The organism is Mesorhizobium sp. M0437, assembly GCF_040321335.1.
In the GTDB taxonomy this organism is placed as follows: Bacteria; Pseudomonadota; Alphaproteobacteria; order Rhizobiales; family Rhizobiaceae; genus Mesorhizobium.
On record NZ_JAMYRK010000041.1, the window covers coordinates 37,609 to 57,896 of the forward strand.

Sequence of the window (20,288 nt, forward strand, 5' to 3'; positions counted from 1 at the left end):
TTGCCAGACTAGAGCAACGGACGCCCAGATGGAATCAATTCTCTTTCCGGGATGGCGAGACAAACCACGCGAAAGGTGGCGAGCCCGATGTCGTGCACCGGCAGAATGATCCCATCTGAATGTCCGTTGCTCTATGACAACAGTTCCTTGAAGATACCGTTCCCTGCCAAAAGTGTCTCGTGTGTTCCGTCTTCCGCCAATTGACCCGAGTCGAAGACGATAACGCGATCGAACATCATCGCCATTGCCGGATTCGTCACGACCCACACAATTGCCGGCGAATGGCCGTCGCGCCTGGCTTCCTCGAGCACATTTCGCAGCACCTTATCCTGCATGCGCTGGTCGAGCGCCGACAGCGGCCGGTTGAGAATGAGAAAATCGGGACGCTTGAGCAAGGCCCGGGCAACATCGAGCTTCTGTCGCTGTCCACCGGTCAGCCGCCTGCCGCCGGAGCCGACGTTGAAGTCCAGGCCGACATCCAGAAGTTCGCCATAAAGCCCAAGTTCGTCAAGAATGTCATAGACGATGGAGCGTATGCGGTCGGGCGCGTCGGGATGATTGTTGCCCACACGCCCGAACAGGACATTATCCATGACGGTGGCCGCGGCAATGTATTTGGCAGGATCATACCGTTCGACCGCATTGTGCAGCTCGGGCGGCAGGTCTTCATAGAACCGGTTGCGTGCAGCGACGATCTTGCTCATCAGCTCGTCGCTCAGCAGGCCGAAGCGGTGCCGGGGCTCGATGTAGGCAAAGCTCAAGGTAACGATCATGGCGCGATCGTTCTCCGAAACCGCCTCGTAGGGACGGTTCTTGAGCCGTTGCAGCAAGGTTTCGTAGGCGGGTATCTCCTCCGCGCTCATGAAGGCGAGCTGCTGGAAGAACTGGTGATCGGGCGGCAGGTCGGCAAACAGCTCGATCGCCTGTTTGGCGATCTCCAAGCCCATTTCGTAGAGCGTTCGGTCGAGGCCGGCTTGCCTCAGCACGGAAGCAAAATAGGGATTGGCCGCCAGGGCCCTGTCGGCCAGTTCAGGGCCGGCGGCAGCGCCGAAGAGCAGGTTTTGGCCGATCGTTGCTTCCTTGTTGTAGGCGCCCGGTTCGAAAGGAACCACCAGTCCGCTCAGCCCCTCTTGTTCCAGCCGGGTCCGCAGCGCCGCACGCAGTTCGACGATCCGCCTGGCAAGCTCCGTGTGACGCGTGAGGTCGGCCGAAGAGCGCAAGCCGAGATCCAGAATGTCACGCGACAGAACAACCGCGTCGAGCACCCGGCGCACGGCTTCAAAGAGGTCGTGCGGGCCGGTAGCGCCAGCGGAAGCATAGTTGATCCAGTCGCTGTGGATATCAAGATCCGGATTGCCCGACCGGCGCGCCTCGTGAATGTTCCAGCGTTGCTGATCTGCCGCAGCACCGTCATAAGGCACCGATGTCAGCGGCGCATGCTTCAACCCGTAGAGCAGGTTGTCGCGGAGGCTTGCCTGGAACAGGAAAACATCCGACGAGGCATACGACATGCGCCGGCCGGTTACTGCTTCGGGGAGTTCAAGCAGGTCGTCGGTGCCCGAAGCGACCCTTCCGCTGTCCGGCCAGGTCAGCCGCGCGAAGGCTTCTGCAAGCGCCTCCGCTCCACCTGTTGCGGTACTGACCAGTGCCACCGTCTCACCCGGCTTGACCTGGAGGGAGATACGGTTGAGGAGCATTGCACCACCATCGTCTGCTACGGACAGATTGATCGCCGACAGCGGCTTGGTCATCGGATCGGGATCGTCGATCGTCAATGCCCCGATTTTCGGCGCGATGAGACCTTCGACGGTGAACTGTTCAACGACCTGTTGATATTTGACCTGGACATCCTGCCGATCCTGATCCCAGTCGATCAGTTCCTTCATCGGTCCGGGCAGGTCCTTGTAGGCGCCGATCACGGCCACGAGCTGGCCGACGTCCAGCCGCCCCTCAAGGACCAGATACCCGCCGATCATGTAGAACAGAAAGGGCGTGAGCTGCGCGAGAAAATTGTTGAGGAACTTCACCATGAATTTCCATTGGTAAAGATCGAAGCGGATCTTGAAGATGAGCCCGAGCCGGGCAGCTATGTCGGCGCGCTCGTAGTTTGATGTATCGTGGACGTGAACCGCGCCGATGCCGTCGACGATTTCGCCAACCCGGCCCGAAAGCGCGCGCGCCGTCAACTGCCGTTGGCGCCCGAGCACGATCAGCCGCCGCCGCATTCGCGGGATGAGCACGATCTGGATCGCCACGATCACGACCGCTATCATTCCGAGCCAGACGTTCTGGATCATGATGAACAGCATGGCCGTCAGCGCTTGGCCGCCGAGCAGTACCGGCTGCAGGAAGGCGTCGCCGATGAAGCCGCCCAGCGGCTCCACCTCGTCCTTCACCATGGTCGCCACTTCGGCGGATTTCACCCGCTTGAAATAAACCGGCGGAAAACGCAGCACACGGTCGACCAGATCGAAGCGGATACGCCGCAGCATGCGTTCGCCGAGGCGGCCCTTGTAGGTGTTGATGTAGAATTTGAACAGGCCGTTGATGACGACTAGCAAGAGGAACACAAGGCTCAGGGCAAACAGGGTCTCCTTGCGGTCGAGCTGAAAACCGGAGAAGAACTGGACCTCTCCAACGAACGGCAGGTTATAGTGTAGCCTCATGAATGGCTGGGTCGCGCCCGGTTGCTCGAAGCCGCGACCTTGGATCGGTCCGTTGACGATCAGCTTCGGCAGGTCGAAGGACATGAAATACGGGATCATCGAAAGCACGACGATCATCAATATCCAGAGTTGCTGCTTCTTGGTGTGCGTCCAGATATAGCGGGCTAGGCTGGCTTCCATATGCGACTGTGGACCCTTCAGTTGGAAGGATGCAGGATGTAAAAGCACCTGCTGGCGAATGGCGTATCGGCAATTTCTTCATCGCCAACGACAAGCTCGAAGCTGCTGTGCACGGACATTGTCCTGCGCTCAACGATGCAAGAAACCTGCGAGGCGGCGCGATCCAGTTCCGACGCATGGTCGATGGCATCGACATGGGCATTGTTGATCGGCGAAGACAGCGGCTGGCCAAACGGTCCGCGGCTTTCGTAGGGCTTTGGCGAACAGCCGAGCGGCACGAGGCCGCAGCTGCGCGGCTGGTGCTGGCGGATGGACGCCGATGATCCGGACAGATGCAACAGGCTCTCTCCGGCACCGGGCAATAGCCAAGCGGCTTGCAGCATGATCACGTCCGCGGAATCAAACAGTCTTGCGGGAGGCAAGATTGCGTTGTGTCGCCCAAAATCCCAACATACAAGACGAATTATGATGGATGTCACGCAACCACGCAATGCCATGGACTGGCACGAGCAAGCCTTAGACCTCACGCGGGGAATTGCTGCTTATGTCAACTGCCCTCTCGTGGCAGGGCTGGCGCGGGTCGTCGCCAAGCATCCGAAGGCCGATATCGCCAACGCCTTCAACCACAAGCAGGTCGCCTGCAAGATGTGGGCGCTCGACAGGCTGTTCGAAAGCGGCGGCGGCCGCTTCGGACGCATATGGGTTCTGGGTGGATGGTACGGCGTATTGCCGGCAATGCTTTTCAACGACGCCCGCTTCGACATCGCGGCGGTCGATAGTATCGACATCGATCCCGAAGTCGCGCCGGTCGCCCGGACCCTCAACCGGGAAGCCGGCGACCGGTTCCGGGCGCTGACGGCAGATATGTACGCACTCGACTATGCGGCCGGGCGGCCCGATCTGATGATCAATACGAGCTGCGAACACATAGCCGATCTGCGCGCCTGGCTTGCTCTGCTTCCGCCGGGCACGAATGTACTGCTGCAATCGAACGATTATTTCAGCGAGCCGACGCACATCAACTGCGTGGCTTCGCTTGCAGCCTTCGAGGAAATGGCGGCGCTACGGGAGGTGCGGTTCTCCGGCGAACTGCCGACAAAAAATTATACGCGCTTCATGCTGATTGGAACTGTTTAATGCATTTCGCCCAAAAGCGCGTAGCGGTTTGGGCCAACGACACGCATAAAAACAGGACTTGAAGCGCGTCGCACGAATCTCACCAGACGCGACGCGCGTTAGGGCATTTGCAGGAAAGTGTGGAAACGGCTTTCCGTCCGGAATTGCGTCAAAACAAAGAGACAGAGCGGTTCTGCGTGAAACGATGAACCGCTCTAGGATCTATCGTCTGTTTAATCATGAACTTTTCCGAAACCGGGCCCCACGTTTAGGGACCATGTTCGATGCCGCTCGCGCAGGATTTGCGCGGAGCGACGCGCGCCTTCCAGATCGAGACGATGCGCAGATGGCGTCGGTTCCACAAGCGCTTGTTCGACCGCTTGCGCCAAACCTTCAGGCGTCAGGTCCTTTTCCATCAGCACCGTTGCAAGACCGAGTTCTTCGAGCATCAGGGCGCGAACCGTCTGTTCGGTTTCCCCGCCGGCTGCAAATGGGACGAGCAGGGAGCGACAGCCCGCGCGCAGGACATCGCAGACCGTGTTGTAACCCGCCTGCGAGACTGACAGGCGGGCGCCGGTCAGCAGGCTGGCGAAATCCTCGCGGAACCGGAAGATGGACAGGCCCGGCGTGGCATCGCGTGCGATCGCGTCAAACTCGTCTTTCGGCAGGTTTGGGCCGGTGATCAAACACCATTTCCAAGCGTTGTTGGCATTCCGCGCCGCTGCGATGGTGGATCTGACAAGGCTCTTTCCGGCAGCCCCGCCGCCAACTGACACCAGAACGTCGAAGCGCTCGGAGGCCGCGGGCGACGGCGGCGCGGCAACGAGCCCCGTGTAGGTGACCTCGGCCCTGATCGCCCCAGCCAGTGGAAATGTCTTGTCGATGGTTGCGAAAGCCGGATCGCCGTGGACCATAACAAGATCGAAATGCCCGTTGATGAGATCGACCGTTTCCTCGTTTCGGCCCAGCTTGACGCGCTCCTGGAGGATATCACGGACGGACGTCGCCAGCAGCGGTCTGGGCGACGTCGCGTCGATGGCCTCGATCAGCGGCAAGAGTTCGAAACGCATCTGCCGGCGTCCAAATGGAAACGCCTCGACAATGACGATATCAGGCCTGCAATCCCGGAATGCCTGCAGCAGCATCTCTGAACGCCATTTCTTGAAATCATCGTCGATCGGGTTGCCTTGCAGGTCGACAAGTCCCGAAAATCCTTCATCACCGGAGGTGACAGGTGGCAGAGTTACAGATTGTACACCCAGTCCCGGAAACCCGGCGATCGGCGCTCCGCCGGTCACGACGGTAACGTCAAACCCGTCATCGACCAGAGCCGCCGCAATGCGGCTGGCGCGCGCGAGATGGCCGATGCCGAGCAGGTGCTGGACATAGAAGAAAGCGCGCAGCCGCTTCATTCGGCGGCCCGCCACTCCCGCTCGAACAGTTCCTTGAGCTGTCCAATGCTTGCCATATGATCGAAATTGCCGCGCACGCGCCGCTCTGCGGCGTCGCCGAGGCGGTCGCGGAGCACGGGATCACGGATCAGGCGCTCCAGCGCCTGTGCCAGGGCAATCGGGTCTTCCGTCGGAACCAGCAACCCCGTTTCATCCGGCGATAAAAGCTCCGGCACGCCGGAAATATCGGTCGACACGCAGGCAAGCCGCTGGCTAGCCGCCTCCACCAGAACGTTCGGCAGACCGTCGCGGTCGCCAGTTGCGGTGATCCTGCAGGCCAGGGCGAAGATGTCGGCACGGCGGTAGTGCTCAAGCACCTCCTCCTGCGCAAGCGCGCCTTTCCAAGAGACGCGACCATCCAGGCCGAGCTTTTGCGCCAGCGCCTTGCACCGTTCCAGTTCTTCGCCGCCGCCGATATGCTCGAAACGCCACGCCAAATCGCCGGGCAACAGGGCAAGGGCCTCCAGCAACGTATCGTAACCTTTCTTTTCAACGGCGCGCCCGACACTCAGAACGACAACCGGTTCGTCCGGAGCCGAGCCGTCATGCTGCTTTCGCGCCTCGCCGAAACTGCCGAAGCGATCAAGGTCGAGCCCATGATAGCTCAGATGCACAGACGAGTTGCCGTTAGCGAGTTTTTTCAGACGATCGAAGCCGGTTTTCGTGCAGGTGACCGTCCAGCGCGCCGAGGAAAGCTTGCCGGCCAGATCCCAGTCCGCCGAAGTCCAGATGTCCTTGGCATGGGCAGAGCAGGTCCAGGGCTGGCCACGAAGCTGGCTGGCATAGCGCGTCACCGATGCAGGCGTGTGCGCGAAATGTGCATGCAGCCAGCCCGCGTTTTCCGGCCATTCGGCCGCCAGCACGAGCGCTTGCCCGAAGCGGCGCGCGCGATTGCGCGTAAAGTCGCGGGGCATATCGGCAGCCAGCGATCCGAGCGCGCGCCAGAAGCCCGGACGCAGCACATAGGCAAACAGCGAGCGAAGCACGCGCAGCGGCTCTTCATGCAGATATTCCGGCAGATAATGGACGGGCGCTTTGATCTCGTCATGCACGGGGTGGCGTTTTTCGTCGGTCGGCCGCCTGAGCGCGACGAGTATCAGGTCGAACCCCGCACGCTCAAGACCGAGCAGTTCCTGCGCGATGAAGGTTTCGGACAGCCGCGGATAACCCTTCAGAACCACGACGATCTTGCGATGTTGCAACTCAGGTCATTCCTTCAATGACCGAAAGGTGATGGCCGGCCCGCCGGTCGAGCAGTTCCGCAACGATTTCGGAAATATGAGGCAGCCCTTCCAGCGTCAGATGCGGATTGCTCTGCGATGGGCGGGGCCGGTCCGGCAGCACCTTCAGTGCATCAGCAAACCGCCGGGAATCCTCGGCTTCTTCCGGCAAAAGCATCTCGATGAGGCCGAGTTCGGCTGCGCGCCGTGCGCGGATCAGTTGTTCCCGGCGGGGCTCGACGCGCGGCACGATCAGCGCCGGCTTGTCGAAAGACAGTATCTCGCAATAGGTGTTGTAGCCGCCCATCGCCACTACCGCCTTGGCGCCGGCAATCAGGTCTTCCATGCGGTTGTCGAACTCGATGATCTTGATGTAAGGGATCTTGGACCCCTTCTTGAGCAGCTTGTTGCGCTTGCGCGCCGGCATGTAAGGCCCAAGCACGATCAGGGCTCTATGCTGCAATTGCGGATCCTGCTGATAGGCATCGATGACGTCGTGGATCAGATCGGCGCCGTCACCGCCGCCACCGGTAGTAACGAGGATATAGTCGCCCTCGGGCCGGTGGCCGGGCAACTCGTTCCGCTGCAGGCTCCGTTGCAGGAACCCGACGAACCTCATCTTTGCCCTGACAGCCGGGGGCACATCCAAGCCCGTCAACGGATCGTAGAAATCCGGCGGACCATAGGCCCAGACCTTGTCATAGAAGACGCCTATCTTGCGCATCACGTCTCTGCGTGCCCACTCTGCTTCGAGCAGATGCGGCGCATCCATCACCTCGCGCAGGCCAAGCACCAGCGTGGTGCCCCGCGTCTTGAGGTAGGACAGCGTGTCCTCAATCTCACCGCGCAGGCCGAGCGGTTCCTTGTCGACGATGAAGATATCGGGCCGGAAGGTCTCAGCTGTATGGCGGATGATCGACTGGCGCATCCTTAGCGTCTCATGCAGATCGATGTCCTTTTCCAGCGAGGTGTATTCGCCGTTGCGCAGCTTGATGACGCTGGGGATCTTCACGAAGTCGACACGGGCGCGGTAATCGAAGGCGCCAGCTATAGTCGCACCCGAAATGATGAGCACCTGAAGTCCGCGGAAATCCTCGACCAGTGAATGCGCGATAGTCCGGCAGCGCTGCAAATGGCCGAGCCCGAACGTGTCGTGGCTGTACATGAGAATTCGAGCGTTTTCTGCGTGCTGGGTCATTGTTGAACGTCTCTTAGAATTCTCGCCTTGAGGACCGTGAGCGACCCGCAGGATTCGAAATCATCCTCGCGGGTCTACCGACCTGTTCTGAAACATGAGGGCGCAATTTTCAATTCGTATTACAAAGAGGGTCCATATGCTGAAACCAGGAAGCTACGTCTGCTCAGCGGCCTGCTTGCCACGTGGTCCAGAAGAACCTGCATCATTTCACTGGTATTGACCATCTCGGATTCTCGGCGGCCTTGACCGCTGCGAAAAACGTGGAAACTCCAGAATGGAATAAGATATGGGCTGGGTACTTCACTTCGAGCGTCTAAGCCAAGCTCCTAAACCATGATGTGCCTTGGCGGTGGGAAGCCGGAGCGTTGACGGAGTAGGGGACGCGTTCGAACCGCCTAGATCTTGACTTCTCAGACCAGAATCTAGGGGTCAGGAGTTCGACTCTTTTCGGGCGAGCCAATTGAACTCACTAGCTTTTTGGACGCCATGGGCGCATGAAATCGCCGATTGCAGGCGTGTCAAAGCTGACCTGTTTGCCGCCAACGACAGCGCCGGCCTTCGGGCCAGCATCCGAGTCTTCGATCCCTTTTCCGGTTGTACCGCGCAGGTAATATTCGGCTTCCATATATATTCGAGATTGAGGGCGAACCGGAAAAAAATGTCTTCGCCTTTGACCTCATCCTGTGCATAGGCCCGGGAAACCGGGGCAAGGCCGGTGGCCGAAGCGAGCGTTGCTCCCAGGCCAAACTGCAACGCGCGGCGGCGCGAAACACGAAATGCAGGCGTGACGCGGATCATGGCTTCCTCCCAAAAGCCCGCCGGCATCAAACATTTTGGCACCTCAAAAGCGCACCTGCGCTCCCAACTTCAGGAGATGTGGAATGTTTCTCAATCGCCTTGAATGATCTCACCGATGGTCGAGCAACTAGGTTTCCTCGACCCTAGCCTGATGTCAGCCGACGCACACTGCGCTGTAGCGGCGCCGGATCTGCCGGCAGCAAAAATCCCGCCGCTGCGGTCGTCCGAAGTACGCTGTCGATAAAATCCAGGACTTTTGCGTATCGATTTCGGACCAAGGTCCGTCTTGTAGAATACTGTATTTGAACAAAGCTAGGTAACAGCCGACTTTCGGATTCGAAAGTCCTGACGTTTTTCATCTGAAACCCATCCTGGCGGGAGGGCGACTCGAAGGAGGAACTATGAAAACGCGCACCTGTCTATTCGCGACTGTAGCCGCTCTCACCCTTGTCGCATCTCCGGTACTCGCTGCTCCCGGGGGCAATGGCAATGGCAACGGCAATGGCGGCAGCAACGGTAACGGCGGAAACTCGGCCGGGGCCGGCTCGCAGGGACACGGAGCCGCCACTTCCGCCGCGGCCAAGGACAAGTCGACGACCGGCGTTGCTCATGCAATGGCGGTCGTTGCCACGACACCGGCCTCACCGCAGGCTACGCTGGCCTTGCAGGCAGCGCTGGACAGGAAGGCCGCGAAAGACGCGGCAGACACTGCCGACGACACCTCTGACGAAACCGAGTAAGCATTCCAAACAGACCACTTGTCGCGTTGAAAGCCGTGGTTCGCCGCGGCTTTTTCGTTTCCCGACGACGAACTCTCAAGGTGAACAGCGCTTCCAGAAAAAAGCTGCTCCACGGCGGCACTGAAGCTACGCTAAGGCCAAACGACGCCGCATCGGCGTCGGATTCGAGTGCATTCGAGGAGATCCCATGGCCGGCTTTGTCGACCGCGAGCGCGCAACTGACCTGATGCAGCGCGCCGGCATCGAGGCGCTGGTGCTTTGCGAGCCCGAGGCGTTCCAATATGCCACCGGTGCCTGGATCGGCCCGGCCGGCCTGTTCCGGCGGGCCGGTGCCGGTTTCGTCGTTATTTCCAAGCGAGGCGACCTGCCGCTCGGCGTCGTGGTGGCGGATTTCCAGGCTGCCCGGCTCCGGGCGGCGATGGCCGGCGCCGTGCTGCGCACGCATGCGATCTGGATCGAATCGGCGTCGCTCGAGCCGGCGACGGCCGACCGGCCTGTTGCGCAGCGCATCGAGGCCGGCCTGGTTGGCCGCGCCCCCGGTTTTTCACGTCCGGCGACCTTCGAGCTTGCCCGCTCCGTCCGCGAGCTGAAAACGATCCTCGCAGAATTCGGGCTGGAGCGTGCGACGCTCGGCATCGAGCTGGATTTCGTCTCGGCCAGCGATTTTTCCGCGATGCAGGCAATGTTGCCGGGCACTGCCCTGGTCAACGGCTCGCCGGTTCTCGACAGGCTGCGGGCAATCAAATCGCAGAGCGAGATCGACCTTCTGCAGCAGGGCATCGCCCTGTCGGAAGCCGGCCTGTCGCGGCTGCAGCAGCATGCGACGACCGGCATGCGTCAGTCTGAGCTGGTCGCGCTTTACCGGCAAGGCGTCGCGGATGCAGCCGCCGGGTCGTCGCAGCAAATCTCGACGGCGGAATACGTCACGCTGGGCGCTCGCCCAAAAGGCGCCGACGTCGTCGCCGCCGCCGGCGATCCGCTGAAGGCCGACATGGTGTGCAGCGTGAACGGCTATGCCTCGGATATGTCGCGGAATTTCACCTTCGGGCCGCCGTCGCCCGAACAGGCCGAATTGCATGCGATAGCCGAACGCGCCTTCGCCGACGGGCTTGCCGCGCTTATGCCCGGAAAGCCGTTAGCCGCCGTGCATCGCGCCGCCAGCGAAAGCCTGGCGCGCCAGGGCCTGCGTTCCTATCGCCGCGGCCATTTCGGCCACGGCGTCGGCAATTCCGTGTTTTCCGAGCAATGGCCGTTCATCTCGGCCGACAGCAATGTCGTGATCGAGGCCGGCATGGTGCTGGCATTCGAAATCCCGCTCTACATCGACGGTCTCGCCAGCTTCAATCTCGAGGACCAGTTCCTGATCACCGCCAACGGGCCGTCGCCGATGAACCGCCTGCCGAGGCGCCTGGATATTATCGCTTGAATCCAGCCGTTATCTGGCGCTGGCCACGCCCCTGCGGAAATCCGACGGCGACATGCCGGAAAGCTTGCGGAACGACTTGTTGAAGGCACTGAGCGAGCCAAAGCCCGATTCCATGGCGACGCGCAGCACATTGGCATCCTGATGCATCAGCAGCGCCTGCGCGTAGCTGAGGCGCAGCAAGTTCACATATTCATTGAGCGTCATGCCGGTCGATTTCTTGAATATGCTCATGGCGTATTTGGGATGGATATCGGCCGCCGCGGCGATGTCGACGCAATCGATCTCGTAGAGGAAATTCTCGGCGATGAAGTCGCACATGCGCCCGACATTGCGCAGCGATTGCTGATCGAAGGGACTGCCTATCTCCTGTTCGACCGGGGTTTCGGGCACCAGCCGGTAAGGCTCGAAGCGCACCCGCTCCAGCCGCAGCAAAAGCTCGTTGACGGCATGCTCGGCCTTGACCGGGTCGCCGGAGCGGGCATAGCGATTCCAGCGCTCGAAATTGTGGTCGTCCGACCGGTCGGTGGCGTCGGTCACCAGCGTCGCGCCGGTCATCAGCCTGTTGCGGACATCGACGGGCAAATGCAGCCGGAAGAAATGCACCAGCGGCAAATGCGCGCCGGCATAGATGGCATCGTCGGACGCTTCGTCCATCTGGTGCGGCAGGCCGCCCCAGAACAGGCACATGTCACCCGCAGAAAGCGAAAGCCCGTGCCCGTCCATGCGGTAATGCACGGCGCCGCGCACGATGAAATTCACCTCGACCTGGGCGTGCCAATGCGGCTTTAGCATCACCAGGGGCTGGGTGTGGAACATCTGCAGCAGCAGCGGCAGGCCCTCCACGCTGCTGGCGCCAGGCTGGTAAAACGGCCTTTCCGGCATCTTACTTTCCGCTCATTTCTTATTCCCTTTGTCGCGGACAAGGCTTTCCCGAGGCCTAGTCTAGCCACGCTCGCAAACAGAGAGCAACTGAAATGGGAGGATTTCAATGCGCATAAAATTGACCTGCGCCGCGCTCGCGCTTGCCTTGGGCTCCAGCCCGGCCTTTGCGCAGTCCGGTGAAATCACGATCTGGAGCTGGAATATCGCCGCTTCGTCGCTGAAGGCCACCATAGCGGGCTTCAACAAGCAGTATCCCGACATCAAGGTGACGGTCGAGGACCTTGGCAACCAGCCGACCTACGACAAATCAATCGCCGGCTGTGCCGCCGGCGGCGAGGGGCTGCCTGACATCGTTACGATCGAGAACGGCGAAGCCGAAAACTACTGGAGCCAGTTCCCGGATTGCTTCGTCGACCTGCATACGCTCGGCTACACCGCGGAAGACCAGGCAAAATTCCCCGACTTCAAGCGTACCGAGCTCGAGGTTGACGACAAGGCCTATGCGATGCCCTGGGATTCCGGTCCAGTGGCGATGTTCTACCGCCGCGACTTCTACGAGAAGGCTGGCGTCGATCCGTCCTCGATCAAGACCTGGGACGACTTCATCGCCGCCGCCAAGAAAATCCAGGCCGCCAATCCCGGCGTCACGATGACCAACGCCGATTTCAACGGCGATTCCGAATTCTTCCGCATGATCTCCAACGAGCAGGGTTGCGCCTACTTCTCCGCCGACGGGCAATCGATCACGGTCAACCAGCCCAAATGCGTCGATGCCATGACCAAGATCAAGGAGATGAAGGACGCCGGCATCATTTCCTCTGCCGACTGGAGCACCAAGATCACCAACAACACCGCCGGCAAGGTCGCCACGCAGATGTATGGCGGCTGGTATGAAGGCACCGTGCGCACCGAATCGCCCGATGGGGCAGGCAAATGGGGCGTCTATCTGATGCCGAGCCTGACCGCCGACGGTCCGCGCGCCGCCAATCTCGGCGGCTCCTCGCTCGCCATCACCTCGGTGTCGAAGAACAAGGAAGCCGCCTACGCCTATCTGAAATACACGCTTGCGACGAATGAGGGCCAGATCACCATGCTGAAAGGCTTCGGCCTGGTGCCGTCGCTGATCTCGGCGCTCAACGACCCTTATGTCTCCGAGGGCCTGCCCTATTGGGGTGGCCAAGCCGTGTGGAAGGACATCCTCGGCACCTTGCCCAAGGTCGTCCCCAGCCGCGGCACGCCGTTCCAGAGCGACGCCGAAATCATCATCCGCGCGGTGCAGACCAAATATCTGGCCGGCGGCTATCCCGACGCCAAGGCAGCGCTCGACGATGCCGCAAGCCAGATCGCCGCGGCGACCGGCCTGCCCGTCAAGTCGTGATCTAGACGAGGCGGCTCCGAGCGCGCGGCGACGGATGAGGGGTGCTCCAGCTTGGCGCCGGCGGCACTCCGGCCATCACCCCTCAACCGTCTCGGCGCTACGCGCCGATCTACCTTCTCCCACAAGGGGAGAAGGCAAGAACTTGAAAGCAGAAAGGAGGAAACGATGCGCTACCAGAACGCCACGGCGTATCGCTTCCTCGCGCCGTATCTGCTGATTTTTTCGATCTTCTGGCTGTGGCCGATCATCGATTCCTTCCTGATCTCGTTCCAGGCGACGCGCACCGTGCCGTGGCGCTTCGCGCCGACCTTCAACTGGGGCCGGCTGATCGGCGATCCGGCCTTCTTCAATGCCTTGAAGAACACATTGCTGATCCTTGTCATCCAGGTGCCGGTGATGATTTCGCTGGCGATTGTGATGGCGGTGCTTTTGAATTCGCCACTGCTCAAGGCCCGTGGCCTGTTCCGCTTTGCCTTCTTCGCGCCGGTCGTGGTCGGCGAGGTCGCCTATTCGGCGGTTTTCCGGCTGATGTTCAATCTCGACTACGGCATCATCAACAAATTGCTGAACAGCATCGGCCTGCCCAGTGTCGACTGGTTTACCAACGTCACCCCGGCGATGGCGGTGATCATGATGGCGGTGACGTGGCGCTGGGCCGGCTACAACGCCATCATCCTGCTCGCCGGCCTGCAGTCGATTCCCGAGGATGTCTACGAGGCGGCGACCCTGGACCGGGTCAGCAAGGTCAAACAGTTCTTCTACATCACGTTGCCGCTGCTCAAGCCGATCATCGTGTTCTGCGCCGTGCTGTCGATCATCGGCACCATGCAGCTGTTCACCGAGCCCTTCCTGATCACCGAGCGCGGCGGGCCGGGCGGCGGCACCGAAACGCTCGGGCTGCTGCTTTACCGCCAGGGCTTCCGGTCGCTCAATTTCGGCTACGCTTCGGCCGTCGCCTACACCATGGCCGGGCTGGCGATCGCCATTTCGCTGGTGCAGATATGGCTGACGAGGGAACCGAAATGACCTCGCACTCAAGAGTCAGCCGCTCCCAGGCCAGATTGGGACGCAGCATCGCGCTGCATCTGTTCCTGACGCCGCTGGCACTGGTCTGGCTGTTTCCGCTATGGATGATGGTGGTTTTTTCGACGATGCCCGACAACGGCATCTTCAGCCCCGACATCGAGCTTTTGCCGCATGGCAATTTCCTCGACAATGTCAGCAATCTGCAGCGCGGCACCAATTTCATCGGCGCCATCGGCATCTCCGTCTCGGTGGCGGTGACCTATACCTTCCTGTCGGTGATGCTGACCTCGATGGCCGGCTGGGCGCTGGCGCGTTACAACTTCTTCGGCAAGGGCATGGTCGTCGCCATCATCTTCGGCACCATCACGCTGCCCTATGCGGTCGTGCTGATCCCGCAATTCATCATGGTGGCGCGCGACTTCAAGCTCGCCAACACCTGGGTGGCGCTGATCGTGCCGCCGCTGTTCAATTCGCTGGGCGTGCTCTTCATGCGGCAGAGTTTTTCGATGATGCCGCACGAGCTGTTCGACGCCGCCAAGGTCGAGGGCGTCAAGGAATGGCGGATATTCCTGTTCGTCGCACTGCCTCTGGCGCGGCCGATGCTGGCGGCGCTCGCCATCATCCTCTTCCTTGCCTCCTGGAACAACTATCTCTGGCCGCTGCTGATCAATTCCAAGCCGGGCGCGATGACCGCGCCCGTGGCGCTCGGCACGCTGATCGGTCTCACCAAGGTGTCCTGGGGCGGCATCATGGCGGGCGCGGTGATGCTGACGGCGCCAATGCTCGTCGTGTTCGTGCTTCTGCAGCGCCATTTCGTTGCCGGCATCGCCGCCGGCGCCATCAAGTAAGGATCAGCATGGCGGCAGTCACACTCAAAAACGTCATCAAGCGCTTCGGCGTCTTCGAGATCGTCCACGGTGCCAATATCGACATCGATGACGGCGAATTCGTCGTCTTCGTCGGCCCTTCCGGCTGCGGCAAGTCCACGCTGCTTCGGATGATCGCCGGACTCGAGGACATCAGCGACGGCGAGATCGCCATTGGCGGCAAGGTGGTGAACGACGTCGAGGCGGCCGATCGCGGCATCGCCATGGTGTTCCAGTCCTACGCGCTCTATCCGCACATGACGGTCGAGCAGAATCTGAGCTTCGGCCTGAGAATGACCGGCAACCCCAAGGCAGATACCGAGCGGCGGGTGAAGCGGGCTTCCGAAATCCTGCGTATCGCCGAGCTGATGAAGCGGCGGCCGCGGCAATTGTCGGGCGGCCAGCGCCAGCGCGTCGCCATCGGCCGCGCCATCGTGCGTGAGCCGCAAGTGTTCCTGTTCGACGAACCGCTCAGCAATCTCGATGCCGAGCTCCGGGTGCAGATGCGCGTCGAGATATCGCGCCTTCATAAGGAACTCGGCGTTACCATGGTCTATGTGACGCACGACCAGACCGAGGCAATGACGCTGGCCGACAGGATCGTTGTGCTCAACGCCGGCAATATCGAGCAGATCGGCGCGCCGCTCGATCTCTACGACGACCCCGCCAACCGCTTCGTTGCCGGCTTCGTCGGCTCGCCGAAAATGAACTTCCTGGCGGCAAAAATGGTCGGGGCCGACAACGGTGCGGCGGTCGTCCAACTGGTCAATCATCGCGGCGCGCGACTGCGCAAGCCGCTTTCGGATGCCTTGCCTGCAACAGGCGGCGATGTTGTGCTTGGCGTGCGGCCGGAGCATTTCTTCGACGCCGGCCAGGGCGATTGCGACCTTACCCTCAAGGCCGACGTCGCCGAGCACTTGGGATCGGTGAGCTATGTCTATGCCAATTCCGGTACCGGTGGCGGACGCGAGGAACTGATCATCGAGCGCGAGGCCTCGCGGCATCGCGCGAACGGCGACGACCTGGTGGTGTCGATCAAAGCCGACCGCTCGCTTCTCTTCGACGCCACCGGCGCACGCATTCGCTAACCCATCTTTCTTTTGTCCGATCGCGATTGCTCGCGGCCACCCCACGGAGATTTGACATGACGTCCAAACCAGAAAAAGTTCGCTGGGGCATTCTCGGGCCCGGCAACATCGCCAAGGCTTTTGCCGGGGGCGTCGCCCATTCGCGCACCGGCACATTGGTCGCCTTAGGGGCGCGCAATCCCGGCAAGTCGGGGCTCACCGAGGCTTTCCCCGGCGCCCGCATCCTGGACGGCTACGAGGCTTTGGTTGGCGATCCGGATGTCGACGCGATCTATATTTCGACGCCGCATCCGAGCCATGCCGAATGGGCGATCAAGGCGGCCGAGGCCGGAAAGCACGTGCTTTGCGAAAAGCCGCTTGGCCTGACCGCATTCGAAGCCGACGCCATGATCCATGCCGCGCGCAAGGCCGGCACCTTTCTCGGCGAAGCCTTCATGTACCGGCTGCATCCGCAGACGGCCAAGCTGGTCGAGCTGATCAGGGCCGGCGCGATCGGCGACATCAAGATGATCAAATCCAGCTTCGGCTTCGCCATGCCGGGCTTCATGCCGGAGCACCGGCTTTACGCCAAGGATCTCGCCGGCGGCGGCATTCTCGATGTCGGCGGTTATCCCGTCTCGATGGCGCGGCTGATTGCCGGCGCAGCAGTGGGAAAGCCCTTCGCCGAGCCGGACAAAGTCGTCGGCGCTGCGCATCTCGGCCAATCCGGCGTCGACGAATGGGCGTCGGCGCTGTTGCATTTTCCGGGCGGCATCGTCGCGGAAGTGTCCTGCAGCATCTCGCTCGCTCAGGACAATGTCTTGCGTATTCTCGGCAGCAAAGGCCGCATCGAGGTGGCGGATTTCTGGTATGCCGGCGGCCAGCAAGGCGGCACCGGCGAAATCCGCATCATCCGTCCGGGTGACACCGAGGTGGTCGAGGTCACGGAGGACGGCTGGCTGTACGCATTTGAGGTCGACGCCGCCGGCGAGGCCATTCTCGGCGGAAAGCAGGAGTTCGCCTGGCCCGGCATGGGCTGGGCCGACAGTCTCGGCAATCTGCGCGTGCTCGACAAATGGCGGGCCGCAATCGGGCTCGAATACGACATGGAGAAACCGGCAAAGCGCGTCAACACGATCTCCGGACGGAAGCTGCGCTCCGGCGGAACCGCCATCCCCAAGCGCAGCATTCCGGGCCTGCCGCGGCCGGCCTCGTGCCTGGCGCTCGGCTTCGAGGATTTCCGCACCTTTTCGTCGGGCGCCATCCTGCTCGATGCCTATTTCGAGGCCGGCGGCAATCTGTTCGACACCGCCTTCGTCTACGGTTCCGGCTATACCGAGACGCTGCTCGGCCAGTGGCTGAAGAACCGCGGCGTGCGCGAGCAGTCGGTGGTCATCGGCAAGGGCGCGCACTCGCCGCTCTGCTATCCCGACGTCATCGGCAAGCAGCTCACCCAGTCGCTCGAACGGCTGCAGACCGACCATATCGACGTCTATTTCATGCACCGCGACAATCCGGACGTGCCGGTCGACGAGTTCGTCGATGCGATGGACCGCGAGGTCAAGGCCGGCCGCATTCGCGGTCCGTTCGGCGGCTCGAACTGGACGATGGACCGCATGGACAAGGCGATTGCCTATGCCGAGCGCACCGGCAAGCAGAAGCCCGGCGCGCTTTCCAACAATTTCTCGCTGGCCGAGATGCTGGAGCCGATCTGGGCAGGCTGCGTCACCTCCTCCAGCGACGAATGGAAGGCCTGGCTCGCCGCCCGGCAGATGCCGAATTTCGCCTGGTCGAGCCAGGGCCGCGGCTTCTTCACCGACCGCGCCGGGCGCGACCGGCGCGATAATGAGGAGCTGGTCCGGGTCTGGTATTCGGAGAGGAATTTCGGCCGTCGCGACCGCGCCATCGAGCTCGCCAAACGGCTGGGCAAAAGCCCGATCCACGTCGCGCTCGCCTATGTGCTGGCGCAGCCGTTTCCGTCCGTCCCGCTGATCGGGCCGCGCACGCTCGACGAGTTGGAAGACAGCCTCCAGGCGCTCGACATCTCACTTTCGCCGCACGATCTCGCATGGCTGGATAGCGGTTCGGATCAGGCCCGCGCGCGGGCCTGACGGCAGCGGCAGTCGCTTCGGCCTACGCTGCGCCCTTAGCTTCCGGACTGTTTGCACGGCCCTTACCCTCTCCCGCAAAGAACCGGGAAAGGGTAAGAATGAGGTCAGCGCAAAGGCCACTGGAAGTTAGGCAAGACAGATGCTCGACATCGCACCGACGAAACAGGCTGCCACCTGGCTCGATTCCTTTGCCCGGGCGCTCGAGGCCGGCGACGTCGAGGCGGCAACCAATTTGTTCGTCGAGGACTGCTACTGGCGCGATCTCTTGACCTTCACCTGGAACGTCAGGACGATGGAGGGCCGCGTCGCGATCCGCGACATGCTGGCGGCGACGCTGGCAACGACAAAACCTGCCCGGTGGCAGCTCAGCGGCGAAGCGACTTCGGACGAAGGCACGATCGAAGCCTGGTTTTCTTTCGAGACGTCATCGGCGTGGGGCCAAGGCATCATGCGCCTCAGGGACGGCAAATGCCGGACACTGTTTACCGCGATGAGCGATCTCAAGGGGTTTGAGGAGCGCAAGGGCCCGGCGCGGCCGCTGGGTGTCCGCCACAAGGCCGATCCGGAGCGCGAGACCTGGCTGGAGGCGAGGGCGCGCGAGACGCGTGAACTCGGCGCCGGCCAGCAGCCTTATTGCCTGGTCATCGGCGGCGGCCAGGGCGGCATCATGCTGGGCGCCCGGCTCCGGCAATTGGCCGTGCCGGCCATAGTCATCGAGAAGAACGCTCAGGCCGGCGATTCCTGGCGCAATCGCTACCGCTCGCTCGTGCTGCACGACCCGGTCTGGTACGACCATCTGCCCTACATACCGTTTCCCGAGAACTGGCCCGTGTTCACGCCCAAGGACAAGATGGGCGACTGGCTGGAGATGTATACGCGCGTCATGGAGCTCAACTACTGGACCTCCACGACATGCGTGAGCGCGTCCTATGACGAGACCGAAAGGGTCTGGACGGTCGAACTCGATCGCGCCGGCGAGCGCATCACGCTAAAGCCGAAGCATATCGTCTTTGCGACCGGCGCCTATGGCCCGCCCAGGCGCATCGACCTGCCGGGTGCCGATGTCTTCAACGGCGAGATCCTGCATTCCAGCCAGTATTCCAGCGGCGAGAAATTCCGCGGCAAAAAGGTCGCCGTCATCGGCGCCGCAAGTTCCGGCCATGACGTCAGCGTCGACCTCTGGGAGAGCGGCGCCGAGGTGACGATGGTCCAGCGCTCGCCGACGACGGTGGTCAAGTCGGACACGCTGATGGAGATCGGTTTCGAGATCTTTTCGGAAAAGGCGCTGGCCCGCGGCATCACCACCGAGAAGGCCGACATGATCGTCGCCTCGACGCCGTTCGCGCTGCTGCCGCAAGGCCAGCGGGCGCTTTACGACATCATCAAGGCGCGCGACGCGGCCTTCTACGATCGTTTGCGCGGCGCCGGCTTCGCCATCGATTTCGGCGACGACGAGACCGGGCTCCTGATGAAGGCCTACCGCACCGGCTCGGGCTTCTACATCGATGTCGGCGCTTGCGACCTGATCATCGACGGCGAGATCGGCATCCGCAGCGGCGTCGGGATCAAGTCGCTGACGCAGACAGGCATCCTCTTCGACGACGGCACCGAACTGGCGGCCGACGCAATCATCGCCTGCACCGGCTATCTCTCGATGAACGAAACGGTGGCGGCGATCGTCTCGCGCGAAGTCGCCAACAAGGTCGGCCCGTGCTGGGGGATTGGCTCGGGCGTGAAAGGCGACCCGGGTCCATGGCAAGGCGAATTGCGCAACATGTGGAAGCCGACGGCACAGGAAGCGCTGTGGTTCCACGGCGGCAATCTGGCGCTGTCGCGCTTCTATTCGAAGTACGTCGCGCTGCAGATCAAGGCGAGGATGGAAGGCATTGCGACGCCGGTTTATGGAGCGGCGGGGCGGTGAAGCTGTGATCTCCCCCCTTGAGGAGGAGATGGCCGGCAGGCCAGAGGGGGTCGCCGCGCGTCGAGCGCCAGCCTCCATCCGTTGCAGGAAGACGAGCCCGGTCGAACCGACCCCCTCTGTCGCCTTCGGCGACATCTCCCCCTCGAGGGGCAGGGCTATCGCATATGAGTGATGGCATTGATGAGATAGTCGTCGTTCCAGGCGCATTTCTTGATGCGATGGCTGATGGGAACTTTGGCAGC

15 protein-coding genes and 1 pseudogene are annotated in these 20,288 nt (G+C 61.8%); 9 read left to right on the top strand and 7 right to left on the bottom strand.

What is annotated here, in order from left to right; translation table 11 throughout:
- Positions 1-131: 131 nt before the first annotated feature.
- Together NKI72_RS22945 and NKI72_RS22950 are read right to left on the bottom strand one after the other, a co-directional pair.
- Positions 132-2,846, bottom strand: coding sequence for an ABC transporter transmembrane domain-containing protein (locus NKI72_RS22945; RefSeq protein WP_352770398.1), 2,715 nt, complete (start codon positions 2,844-2,846; stop codon positions 132-134).
- 17 nt (positions 2,847-2,863) lie between these two features.
- Positions 2,864-3,184 (bottom strand): hypothetical protein, encoded by a 321-nt coding sequence (locus NKI72_RS22950; RefSeq protein ID WP_352491729.1) that lies wholly within the window; start codon positions 3,182-3,184, stop codon positions 2,864-2,866.
- Positions 3,185-3,314: 130 nt separating this feature from the next.
- Here NKI72_RS22950 and NKI72_RS22955 point away from each other — a divergent pair, with 130 nt between their 5' ends.
- A complete protein-coding gene (locus NKI72_RS22955; RefSeq protein WP_352470917.1) occupies positions 3,315-3,983 on the top strand; it encodes a class I SAM-dependent methyltransferase in 669 nt (222 codons plus the stop codon).
- A gap of 212 nt (positions 3,984-4,195) precedes the next feature.
- Here NKI72_RS22955 and NKI72_RS22960 read toward each other — a convergent pair whose 3' ends face one another.
- From NKI72_RS22960 to NKI72_RS22975, 4 genes and pseudogenes are all read right to left on the bottom strand, one after another.
- Entirely contained in the window at positions 4,196-5,374 is a 1,179-nt protein-coding gene (locus NKI72_RS22960) for a glycosyltransferase family protein (RefSeq protein WP_352834886.1), read from the bottom strand.
- Positions 5,371-6,615 carry a glycosyltransferase gene (locus NKI72_RS22965; RefSeq protein WP_352834889.1) on the bottom strand — a complete coding sequence of 415 codons (1,245 nt, stop codon included), beginning with the start codon at positions 6,613-6,615 and terminating at the stop codon, positions 5,371-5,373. Before NKI72_RS22965 ends, NKI72_RS22960 begins: the two co-directional genes overlap by 4 nt.
- Position 6,616: 1 nt before the next feature.
- Positions 6,617-7,831 carry a glycosyltransferase family protein gene (locus tag NKI72_RS22970; RefSeq protein WP_352450264.1) on the bottom strand — a complete coding sequence of 405 codons (1,215 nt, stop codon included), beginning with the start codon at positions 7,829-7,831 and terminating at the stop codon, positions 6,617-6,619.
- A 490-nt stretch (positions 7,832-8,321) separates the two neighbouring features.
- Positions 8,322-8,629, bottom strand: a pseudogene (locus NKI72_RS22975) (ferritin-like domain-containing protein); the annotation flags it as partial.
- Positions 8,630-9,030: 401 nt separating this feature from the next.
- On the opposite strand from NKI72_RS22975, the gene NKI72_RS22980 reads away from it, so the two are divergent.
- Both NKI72_RS22980 and NKI72_RS22985 read left to right on the top strand, forming a co-directional pair.
- On the top strand, positions 9,031-9,369 hold the full coding sequence (locus NKI72_RS22980; protein WP_023675950.1) for a hypothetical protein: 339 nt from the start codon (positions 9,031-9,033) through the stop codon (positions 9,367-9,369).
- Positions 9,370-9,556: 187 nt separating this feature from the next.
- On the top strand, positions 9,557-10,795 hold the full coding sequence (locus NKI72_RS22985) for a M24 family metallopeptidase (protein ID WP_352834892.1): 1,239 nt from the start codon (positions 9,557-9,559) through the stop codon (positions 10,793-10,795).
- Between the two features lie 9 nt (positions 10,796-10,804).
- Here the strand turns inward: NKI72_RS22985 and NKI72_RS22990 are convergent, their stop codons facing one another.
- Positions 10,805-11,677: a helix-turn-helix domain-containing protein gene (locus NKI72_RS22990; RefSeq protein ID WP_352491733.1), complete on the bottom strand. Its 873-nt coding sequence runs from the start codon at positions 11,675-11,677 to the stop codon at positions 10,805-10,807.
- Positions 11,678-11,783: 106 nt separating this feature from the next.
- Here NKI72_RS22990 and NKI72_RS22995 point away from each other — a divergent pair, with 106 nt between their 5' ends.
- From NKI72_RS22995 to NKI72_RS23020, 6 genes are all read left to right on the top strand, one after another.
- Positions 11,784-13,055, top strand: coding sequence for an extracellular solute-binding protein (locus NKI72_RS22995; protein ID WP_023675947.1), 1,272 nt, complete (start codon positions 11,784-11,786; stop codon positions 13,053-13,055).
- Positions 13,056-13,220: 165 nt separating this feature from the next.
- Positions 13,221-14,081 (top strand): carbohydrate ABC transporter permease, encoded by an 861-nt coding sequence (locus NKI72_RS23000; RefSeq protein ID WP_254817930.1) that lies wholly within the window; start codon positions 13,221-13,223, stop codon positions 14,079-14,081.
- Positions 14,078-14,929 carry a carbohydrate ABC transporter permease gene (locus NKI72_RS23005; RefSeq protein WP_023675945.1) on the top strand — a complete coding sequence of 284 codons (852 nt, stop codon included), beginning with the start codon at positions 14,078-14,080 and terminating at the stop codon, positions 14,927-14,929. Before NKI72_RS23000 ends, NKI72_RS23005 begins: the two co-directional genes overlap by 4 nt.
- Before the next feature lie 8 nt (positions 14,930-14,937).
- Positions 14,938-16,035, top strand: coding sequence for an ABC transporter ATP-binding protein (locus tag NKI72_RS23010; RefSeq protein WP_352820759.1), 1,098 nt, complete (start codon positions 14,938-14,940; stop codon positions 16,033-16,035).
- A 56-nt stretch (positions 16,036-16,091) separates the two neighbouring features.
- The gene (locus NKI72_RS23015) at positions 16,092-18,125 is read left to right on the top strand and encodes an aldo/keto reductase (protein WP_352850959.1); all 2,034 of its coding nucleotides are present in this window, start codon (positions 16,092-16,094) and stop codon (positions 18,123-18,125) included.
- A 139-nt stretch (positions 18,126-18,264) separates the two neighbouring features.
- Positions 18,265-20,046: an NAD(P)-binding domain-containing protein gene (locus tag NKI72_RS23020; protein ID WP_352614661.1), complete on the top strand. Its 1,782-nt coding sequence runs from the start codon at positions 18,265-18,267 to the stop codon at positions 20,044-20,046.
- The last annotated feature ends 242 nt before the right edge of the window (positions 20,047-20,288 follow it).

Bases quoted from the DNA above. Each gene is read 5' to 3' on its own strand.
- NKI72_RS22945 (WP_352770398.1), bottom strand. From the start codon at position 2,846: ATGGAAGCCAGCCTAGCCCGCTATATCTGGACGCACACCAAGAAGCAG.
- NKI72_RS23000 (WP_254817930.1), top strand. From the start codon at position 13,221: ATGCGCTACCAGAACGCCACGGCGTATCGCTTCCTCGCGCCGTATCTG.
- NKI72_RS23020 (WP_352614661.1), top strand. From the start codon at position 18,265: ATGCTCGACATCGCACCGACGAAACAGGCTGCCACCTGGCTCGATTCC.
- NKI72_RS23015 (WP_352850959.1), top strand. From the start codon at position 16,092: ATGACGTCCAAACCAGAAAAAGTTCGCTGGGGCATTCTCGGGCCCGGC.
- NKI72_RS23010 (WP_352820759.1), top strand. From the start codon at position 14,938: ATGGCGGCAGTCACACTCAAAAACGTCATCAAGCGCTTCGGCGTCTTC.
- NKI72_RS23005 (WP_023675945.1), top strand. From the start codon at position 14,078: ATGACCTCGCACTCAAGAGTCAGCCGCTCCCAGGCCAGATTGGGACGC.
- NKI72_RS22970 (WP_352450264.1), bottom strand. From the start codon at position 7,831: ATGACCCAGCACGCAGAAAACGCTCGAATTCTCATGTACAGCCACGAC.
- NKI72_RS22990 (WP_352491733.1), bottom strand. From the start codon at position 11,677: ATGCCGGAAAGGCCGTTTTACCAGCCTGGCGCCAGCAGCGTGGAGGGC.
- NKI72_RS22955 (WP_352470917.1), top strand. From the start codon at position 3,315: ATGGATGTCACGCAACCACGCAATGCCATGGACTGGCACGAGCAAGCC.
- NKI72_RS22995 (WP_023675947.1), top strand. From the start codon at position 11,784: ATGCGCATAAAATTGACCTGCGCCGCGCTCGCGCTTGCCTTGGGCTCC.
- NKI72_RS22980 (WP_023675950.1), top strand. From the start codon at position 9,031: ATGAAAACGCGCACCTGTCTATTCGCGACTGTAGCCGCTCTCACCCTT.
- NKI72_RS22960 (WP_352834886.1), bottom strand. From the start codon at position 5,374: ATGAAGCGGCTGCGCGCTTTCTTCTATGTCCAGCACCTGCTCGGCATC.
- NKI72_RS22985 (WP_352834892.1), top strand. From the start codon at position 9,557: ATGGCCGGCTTTGTCGACCGCGAGCGCGCAACTGACCTGATGCAGCGC.